The sequence below is a fragment of the Streptomyces niveiscabiei genome (assembly GCF_001419795.1).
GTDB classification, from domain to species: domain Bacteria; phylum Actinomycetota; class Actinomycetes; order Streptomycetales; family Streptomycetaceae; genus Streptomyces; species Streptomyces niveiscabiei.
Genome location: NZ_LIRL01000508.1, coordinates 1 through 8,001, shown reverse-complemented (window position 1 = coordinate 8,001; position 8,001 = coordinate 1). Strand labels below are relative to the sequence as shown.

The 8,001-nt window shown below is 71.3% G+C and carries 7 protein-coding genes; 4 read left to right on the top strand and 3 right to left on the bottom strand.

The features are described 5' to 3' along the window. A partial coding sequence (locus tag AOK24_RS24115; protein WP_055722161.1) for an ATP-binding cassette domain-containing protein occupies positions 1 to 1,150 on the top strand: 1,150 nt, incomplete at its 5' end. Between the two features lie 72 nt (positions 1,151 to 1,222). On the opposite strand, the gene AOK24_RS24110 is transcribed toward AOK24_RS24115, so the two are convergent. Beyond that, a complete protein-coding gene (locus tag AOK24_RS24110; RefSeq protein WP_240554088.1) occupies positions 1,223 to 3,691 on the bottom strand; it encodes a Tex family protein in 2,469 nt (822 codons plus the stop codon). Between the two features lie 61 nt (positions 3,692 to 3,752). Here AOK24_RS24110 and AOK24_RS24105 point away from each other — a divergent pair, with 61 nt between their 5' ends. Both AOK24_RS24105 and AOK24_RS24100 read left to right on the top strand, forming a co-directional pair. After that, on the top strand, positions 3,753 to 4,709 hold the full coding sequence (locus tag AOK24_RS24105; protein ID WP_055722160.1) for a GlxA family transcriptional regulator: 957 nt from the start codon (positions 3,753 to 3,755) through the stop codon (positions 4,707 to 4,709). Between the two features lie 53 nt (positions 4,710 to 4,762). Then, positions 4,763 to 5,407 (top strand): DJ-1/PfpI family protein, encoded by a 645-nt coding sequence (locus AOK24_RS24100; RefSeq protein WP_055722159.1) that lies wholly within the window; start codon positions 4,763 to 4,765, stop codon positions 5,405 to 5,407. Here the strand turns inward: AOK24_RS24100 and AOK24_RS24095 are convergent. Further along, positions 5,391 to 6,134 carry an enoyl-CoA hydratase/isomerase family protein gene (locus AOK24_RS24095; protein WP_055722158.1) on the bottom strand — a complete coding sequence of 248 codons (744 nt, stop codon included), beginning with the start codon at positions 6,132 to 6,134 and terminating at the stop codon, positions 5,391 to 5,393. The two genes, AOK24_RS24100 and AOK24_RS24095, sit on opposite strands and share 17 nt — an antisense overlap. Before the next feature lie 219 nt (positions 6,135 to 6,353). Here AOK24_RS24095 and AOK24_RS24090 point away from each other — a divergent pair, with 219 nt between their 5' ends. Further along, a complete protein-coding gene (locus tag AOK24_RS24090; RefSeq protein WP_055722162.1) occupies positions 6,354 to 6,857 on the top strand; it encodes an ATP-binding protein in 504 nt (167 codons plus the stop codon). A gap of 293 nt (positions 6,858 to 7,150) precedes the next feature. Here the strand turns inward: AOK24_RS24090 and idi are convergent, their stop codons facing one another. After that, positions 7,151 to 7,744 carry an isopentenyl-diphosphate Delta-isomerase gene (idi, locus tag AOK24_RS24085; protein WP_055722157.1) on the bottom strand — a complete coding sequence of 198 codons (594 nt, stop codon included), beginning with the start codon at positions 7,742 to 7,744 and terminating at the stop codon, positions 7,151 to 7,153. Positions 7,745 to 8,001: the final 257 nt, after the last annotated feature.

Sequence of the window (8,001 nt, the reverse complement as noted above, 5' to 3'; positions counted from 1 at the left end):
GGCCCGCGCGGGCCTCGCCTCGCTGCTCCTCTCCCGCTACGACGTCTTCCTCCTCGACGAGCCCACCAACGACCTCGACCTCGACGGCCTCGACCGCCTGGAACGGTTCGTGAAGGGCCTGCGGGCCGGCACGGTCGTCGTCAGCCACGACCGCGAGTTCCTCACCCGCACCGTCACCAAGGTCCTCGAACTCGACCTGGCCCAGGGCCAGATCAACCTCTACGGCGGCGGCTACGAGGCGTACCTCGAAGAACGCGCCACCGCCCGCCGCCACGCCCGCGACGACTACGAGGAGTACGCCGACAAACGCGCCGCCCTCCAGGACCGCGCCCAGATGCAGCGCTCCTGGATGGACAAGGGCGTCAAGAACGCGCGGCGCAAGGCGAACAACGACAACGACAAGATCGGCCGCAAGTTCCGCAGCGAGGCCAGCGAGAAGCAGGCGGCGAAGGCGCGCCAGACCCAGCGCATGATCGAACGCCTCGACGTCGTCGAGGAACCCCGCAAGGAGTGGGAACTGCGGATGGAGATCGCCTCCGCACCCCGCTCGGGCGCGGTCGTCGCCTCCCTCCGCGACGCCGAGATCCGCCTCGGCGACTTCGCCTTCGGCCCGGTCACCCTCCAGATCGACTGGGCGGACCGCGTAGCCGTGACCGGCGCGAACGGCGCCGGAAAATCAACCCTGCTCGCAGCACTCCTCGGCCGCCTCCCCCTCGACTCCGGTACGGCGACGCTGGGTTCGGGCGTCCTGGTGGGCGAGGTCGACCAGGCCCGCAAGCTCTTCTACGGCCCCGAATCCCTGCTGGACGCGTTCTGCGCGGCGGTCCCGGACACGGAACCGGCCGAAGTCCGCACCCTCCTGGCCAAGTTCGGCCTCAAGGCGGACCACGTCCTGCGCCCGGCGGCGACGCTGTCGCCGGGGGAGAGGACGAGGGCGGGCCTGGCGCTGCTCCAGGGCAGGGGCGTGAACCTCCTGGTCCTGGACGAGCCGACGAACCACCTCGACCTACCGGCGATCGAACAGCTGGAATCGGCGCTGGAGGAGTACGAGGGAACGCTGCTCCTGGTCACACACGACCGCAGAATGCTGGACGCGGTACAGGTGACGCGCCGCCTGGAGGTAGCGGCAGGAAAAGTAACGGAGCGCTAAGGGTTTTGTCTTTGAGGGGCGCGGGGAACTGCGCGACCAGCCACAACGGACCCGCAGTTCCCCACAAACCTGTTACCGCTTCCCCTTCTTGTCCACCAACCCCGCCTTCCGCAAAGCATCAGCCATCGCACTGTTCGAAGGCGCCGGAGCCTGCCGCTGACGCTGCTGAGGCTGACGCCGAGGACCAGAACCGGCACTCGACTTCGCCGCCTCATCCTCAAGCCGCAGCGTCAACGAAATCCTCTTCCGAGGAATATCCACGTCAAGCACCTTCACCTTGACGATGTCCCCCGGCTTCACCACTTCCCGAGGATCCTTGACGAAATTCCGCGACATCGCGGAAACGTGCACGAGCCCATCCTGATGGACACCGACATCGACGAACGCCCCGAACGCGGCGACATTCGTGACAACCCCCTCCAGCACCATCCCGGAGGACAGGTCGGCGATCTTCTCGACCCCCTCCTTGAACGTCGCCGTCTTGAAGGCGGGCCGAGGATCCCGACCGGGCTTCTCCAACTCCTTGAGAATGTCGGAAACGGTAGGAAGCCCGAACGTCTCGTCGACGAAGTCGGAAGCCCGAAGGGACCGCAGAGTAGCCGTATTGCCGATGAGGGACGCGACTTCCTGCCCGGACGTCTTCACCATCCGCCGCACGACCGGGTACGCCTCGGGGTGCACGCTGGACGAGTCCAGCGGATCGTCCCCGCCCCGGATCCGCAGGAACCCGGCACACTGCTCGTACGCCTTGGGCCCGAGCCGGGCGACCTTCTTCAGCTCGGTACGCGACCGGAACGGCCCGTTGGCGTCACGGTGGGCGACGATGTTCTCGGCGAGCGTGGAGGTCACCCCGGACACGCGGGCGAGCAGCGGCGCGGACGCCGTGTTGACGTCGACCCCGACGCCGTTCACGCAGTCCTCGACGACCGCGTCGAGGGACCGGGACAGCTTCACCTCGGAGAGGTCGTGCTGGTACTGCCCGACCCCAATGGACTTGGGGTCGATCTTCACGAGCTCGGCGAGGGGGTCCTGGAGCCGCCGCGCGATGGAGACGGCGCCGCGCAGCGACACGTCCATGTCGGGCAGCTCCTGCGAGGCGAACGCGGACGCCGAGTACACGGAGGCGCCGGCCTCGGAGACCATGACCTTCGTCAGCTTCAACTCGGGATGCTTGGTGATGAGTTCACCGGCGAGCTTGTCGGTCTCGCGGGACGCGGTCCCGTTGCCGATGGCGATCAGCTCGACCGCGTGCTCCTTCGCGAGGCGCGCGAGCTTGGCGACGGCCTCGTCCCACCTGTTCGCCGGGACGTGCGGGTAGATGACGTCGGTGGCGACGACCTTGCCGGTCGCGTCGACGACGGCGACCTTCACGCCCGTACGGAAACCGGGGTCGAGGCCGAGCGTCGCGCGCGTGCCCGCGGGGGCGGCGAGCAGGAGGTCGCGGAGGTTGGCGGCGAACACGTCGACCGCCTCGTCCTCGGCGGCCGTCCGCAGGCGCAGGCGGATGTCGATGCCGAGGTGGACGAGGATGCGGGTGCGCCAGGCCCAGCGCACCGTGTCGAGGAGCCACTTGTCGGCGGGCCGGCCCCGGTCGGCGATCCCGAACCGCGAGGCGATGATCGGCTCATACGACGAAACGACACCCGCACCTGTACCCGCACCCGTACCCGACGCGTCCGCCGAAGGCTCCTCCGGCTCCAGCACCAGATCGAGGACATCCTCCTTCTCGCCCCGCAGCATCGCCAGGATCCGGTGCGAGGGCAGCGCCGTGAACGGCTCGGCGAAGTCGAAGTAGTCGGCGAACTTCGCGCCCGCCTCCTCCTTGCCGTCCCGCACCTTCGCGGCCAGCCGCCCGCGCGTCCACATCCGCTCCCGGACCTCGCCGATCAGGTCGGCGTCCTCCGAGAACCGCTCGGTGAGGATCGCCCGCGCCCCGTCCAGCGCGGCCTGCGGATCGGCGACGCCCTTGCCGGCGTCCACGAAGGCAGCGGCGGCGGCCAGCGGGTCGACGGACGGGTCCCCGAGCAGCCCCTCGGCGAGCGGTTCGAGACCGGCCTCGCGCGCGATCTGGGCCTTCGTCCGCCGCTTCGGCTTGAACGGCAGGTAGATGTCCTCCAGCCGCGCCTTCGTCTCGGCGCCCCGGATGCGCGCCGCCAACTCGTCGGTGAGCTTGCCCTGTTCGCGGACCGACTCCAGGACGGCCGTACGCCGCTCCTCCAGCTCGCGCAGGTAGCGCAGGCGCTCTTCGAGCGTGCGCAGCTGCGCGTCGTCGAGCATCTCCGTCGCTTCCTTGCGGTAGCGGGCGATGAACGGCACCGTGGAGCCGCCGTCGAGCAGTTCCACGGCCGCCCTGACCTGCCGCTCCCGTACGCCGAGCTCCTCGGCGATCCTGCCTTCGATGGACCCTGCTTCGGTCACGACCCGTACCGCCTTCTCCAACGTCAGCTTGCGCCGCAATTGTGGCAGGTGCCACTGACAGCGGGTGACCTGGTGCGCGAACTCGCCCCGGACGACGCCCCGGACGACGCCCCGGACGACCATGGCCGAAAAGGTGGGAAGCGCGTCATTGCCGCCGTCCGGGCACCCGCGAAGAATCGGCCGTATGGAAGAGCGCACCGTCCTCGTCGTCCTCTTCGACGGCGTCCAGAGCCTCGACGTGAGCGGCCCGGCGGAGGTCTTCGCGGGCACGCACGTGTTCGCCCCCGGCAGCTACCGGATCGTCACGGCGTCCCTGGACGGCGCGCCCGTACGGACCACCAGCGGCCTCACCCTCGTCCCGGACGCGGCCCTGTCCGGCGTACCCGTCCCCGACACCCTGCTGGTGCCCGGCGGGCCCGGGACGCGGGGTGAGGCGCCCGAACTCGTCGCCTGGCTGCGGGACAACGGCAAGCGCGCGCGGCGCCTGGTGTCGGTGTGCACCGGCGCGATCAGGCTCGCGCAGGCGGGGTTCCTCGACGGGCGGCGGGCGACGACGCACTGGGCGTACTGCGCGAAACTCGCCGAGGACCACCCGGAGGTCGACGTCGACCCCGAGCCCATCTACGTCCGTGACGGCGCCGTCTCCACCTCGGCGGGTGTGACCGCGGGCATCGACCTCGCGCTCGCCCTCGTCGAGGAGGACCTCGGCCGTGAGATCGCCCTCTCGGTGGCCCGCAACCTCGTCGTCTTCCTGCGTCGCCCGGGCAACCAGGCCCAGTTCAGCGCCCAGCTCACCGCCCAGATGGCCCGGCGTGAACCCCTCAGGGAGGTCCAGCGCTGGATCTCCGAGCACCCGGCGGCCAACCTGGACGTCGATTCGCTGGCCGCTCGCGCGGCTCTGTCTCCCCGCCACTTCGCGAGAGCCTTCCGCGCCGAGACCGGCACCACCCCGGGCCGCTACGTGGACCGGGTCCGCCTCGAACACGCCCGCCGCCTCCTGGAGGACACCACGGCCGGCATCGAACAGATCTCCCGCACGAGCGGCTACGGCACCCCCGAAGCCATGCGCCGGGCCTTCGTCAAAGCCCTCGGCACACCCCCGGCGGAATACCGCCGCCGCTTCCGCCCGAGCACGACGTGACACCCCGGCCGCCACCAGCCGAACCACCCGCAACCAACCGGAAGGCCCCGCCCATGCAGATCGCCATCCTCCTGTTCGACGGCTTCACCGCTCTCGACGCCGTAGGCCCCTACGAACCCCTGGAGGGCGTCCCCGACGTCGAGATCGTCTTCGTCGCCGAGCAGACCGGCCCCGTCCGCTCGCACAGCGGACACCTCGCCCTCACCGCCGACCGCACGCTCGATGAGGTCACCCGGCCCGACATCGTCGTGGTTCCCGGAGGCCCCGGCCAGACCCGGCAGATGGACAACGAACGCCTCCTGGACTGGCTGCGCGAGGTCGACGAGACCAGCACGTGGACGACGTCCGTGTGCACCGGCTCGCTGCTCCTGGGCGCCGCCGGCCTGCTCGAAGGCCGCCGCGCGACCTGCCACTGGCTGGGCCTTGACACCCTGCGCGCCTACGGCGCCGAACCCACCGGCGAGCGGGTCGTGTTCGACGGCAAGTACGTCACCGCCGCGGGCGTCTCCTCCGGCATCGACATGGGGCTCGCGCTGCTCGGCCGGATCGCCGGTGACACGCGCGCGCAGACGGTCCAGCTCGTCATCGAGTACGACCCGCAGCCGCCCTACGACGCCGGCTCGCCGCAGAAGGCTCCCGCCGAGATCGTCGAGTCCCTGCGCGAGAGCAGCCGTTTCGTCCTCAACGGGACCAGCTGAACCTCGGCGCCCTGCGCTCCAGGAACGCGGCGACACCCTCGGCGGTGTCGCCGCTGCCGCGTTCCACGCCGGCCCAGTACGCGTCCCGGTCCGTGCGCCCGTCCGCGAACTCCTTCGCCGCCGCCTGCGTCAGCCGCGAGCGGGAGACCAGGACCCGCGTGAACTCCTCGACCCGCTCGCCGAGCCCGCCCGAAGGCAGCACCTCGTCGACGAACCCCGTGCGCAGCGCGCGCTCCGTACCGATCAACTCGCCGGAGAACAGCAGCCACTTCGCGGTCGCCGGCCCCACCAGGGACACCAGCCTGCGCGTGCTGGACGCCGGGTAGACCAGCCCGAGCTTCGCGGGCGTCACCCCGAACAGCGCCCCCTCCTCCGCGAACCGCAGATCGCAGGCCCCCGCCAACTGCGCCCCGCCGCCCACACAGTGCCCGCGTACGGCGGCCAGGGTGGGCCGGGGGAACGCGGCCAGCGCCTCCTCCGCGAGGACCGCCAGCTCACGCGCCTCGGCGGCCGAACCGCGCAGGCTGGAGATGTCGGCGCCCGCGCAGAACGTGCCGCCCTCCCCGGTGAGCACGAGCGCGCCCACGCGCGGGTCGTCAGCGAGGGACGCGAGGAGCGGCGGCAGGGCCCGCCACATGTCCGGGGTCATGGCGTTGCGCCGCGCGGGGTGGCCGATGACGACGGTGGCGACCGAATCGGCCACCCGGTGGGACAGTCGGGGCTCCATGTCAGGGGATGCTAACCGCCGCCCGGAGGGACGTTTCGGGCAACCGCCTGAGCAACGAAACGGTCGTATCCGTAAACCGTCACCCCTAGGGACCTGCGATTCGATCAATATCGATCTATTTACGGCCAGTCAATAGGAGTGGACGTCGCCGTTGCCAACACTCGTCGTGTGGCGACAACGGAGTACAGCGGCATCGAGGACAGAGACGGCGACCGGACGATGGACGATCACGGGCGCGGGCCCGACCCACGCCCCGAGGGCGGCGACAGCACGACCGCGGCGGCGCCTGAGCCGCTGCCGTACGAGGGGGTCTGGCGGTTCACCGCGCCGGCCGTGGACGCCTCCGTACCGCAGGCGCGGCGCGCGGTACGGGATCTGCTGCACCGGCAGGGCGTGCCGGTCGCGGACGAGGTCGTCGACGCGCTGCTGCTGATCGTGTCGGAGCTGGTGACCAACGCCGTCAAGCACGCGGCGCTGCTGTCGCCGACGCTCGCGCTGGAGGTCGCGGTCGGCGCGGAGTGGGTGCGGGTGTCCGTCGAGGACAACCACCCCTACCGCCCGACCGCCATGGAGAACCCCCACAGCGAGACCGGCGGCCGGGGGCTCCTGCTGGTACGGGAGTTCACCCGGGAGGCCGGCGGCGTGTGCGACGTGGAACACACGACGACAGGCGGCAAGGTCATCTGGGCGGCCCTTCCGCTGAAACCTTTGCGCACGGTCTGACCAGGGCTTTCGGGGCGCGCCCAACAGCTTCCGCCGACCACGCGCCCCAACCCCCGACCCACGCCCCACCTCGCCACCGACCTGCGCCCCGCAGACTTGCCTGGCCCGCCATGACCGGCCGCCGAGCCCCGCCGTTTCGCCCGGCCCCCGCGCCCCGCAGCCTTGCCCGGCCTGCCATGGCCAGTCGCCGAGCCCGCCGCGTTGCCCGGCCCACCTCGACCAGCCGCCGGGTCCCCCTGTTTCGCCCGGTCGGCCTTGCCCCGCCGGCTCGGCCAGCCGGCGGCCCGGCGCCGCTACCAGCCCGCCCCGTCCCCCGTCAGCTCGCGGATTGCCGGGCGGGCGGCGTCCAGGACGGTCATGAACCAGGCGGAGAACGGGTCCTTCGCGTGCCGCTCGGCGAGTTCCGCGGCCGTCACGAAGGCCGTGTCGCCGACCTCCTCCGGTTCCGGCCGCACAGGCGACTGCACGAGACCGACGAAGAGGTGGTTGAACTCCTGCTCCACCAGGCCCGATTCGGGGTCGGGGTGGTTGTAGCGGACGGTCCCCGCCTCGGCCATCAGCGACGGGGAGACCCCCAGCTCCTCGTGCGTCCGCCGGGCCGCCGCCGCGAACGGGGCCTCGCCGGGGTACGGGTGCCCGCAGCAGGTGTTCGACCACACGCCGGGGGAGTGGTACTTGCCGAGCGCGCGCTGCTGGAGCAGGAGACGGCCCTGTTCGTCGAAGAGGAACACCGAGAACGCGCGGTGGAGCTGCCCCGGCGGCTGGTGCGCGGTCAGCTTCTCGGCCGTGCCGATCGTGACGCCGTTCTCGTCGACCAGTTCCAGCAGGATCGGGTCCGCGGTGCCGTTCGGTGAACTGTGCGTCGTGGTGGCAGGTGTGATCGGCATACCCATCCTTAGCATCGGTCCTCGCGCCCCCCAGTCTGCCGTACACGTCCGGCTCTCCCGGCGCGAAGCGGTGCCGGGAACGGGGCCCGAGGGGTGATCTTGCCCGCCCCGGCAGCCCCGGAACCGTCCCCGGCGGGGAGCGGACCGACAACCAACCCGGACGAGTGGCACGTCGCAAACACGGCCGACGATCCGATAATCCGACCACGCGCGGACCCGTACCCGCACCGGCCCGACCACCCCCGCACCGGCCCGAC

Excerpts from the sequence above, each read along its gene's own strand:
- idi (WP_055722157.1), bottom strand. The coding sequence starts at position 7,744 with ATGCCGATCACACCTGCCACCACGACGCACAGTTCACCGAACGGCACC.
- AOK24_RS24105 (WP_055722160.1), top strand. The coding sequence starts at position 3,753 with ATGGAAGAGCGCACCGTCCTCGTCGTCCTCTTCGACGGCGTCCAGAGC.
- AOK24_RS24090 (WP_055722162.1), top strand. The coding sequence starts at position 6,354 with ATGGACGATCACGGGCGCGGGCCCGACCCACGCCCCGAGGGCGGCGAC.
- AOK24_RS24095 (WP_055722158.1), bottom strand. The coding sequence starts at position 6,134 with ATGGAGCCCCGACTGTCCCACCGGGTGGCCGATTCGGTCGCCACCGTC.
- AOK24_RS24100 (WP_055722159.1), top strand. The coding sequence starts at position 4,763 with ATGCAGATCGCCATCCTCCTGTTCGACGGCTTCACCGCTCTCGACGCC.
- AOK24_RS24110 (WP_240554088.1), bottom strand. The coding sequence starts at position 3,691 with ATGGTCGTCCGGGGCGTCGTCCGGGGCGTCGTCCGGGGCGAGTTCGCG.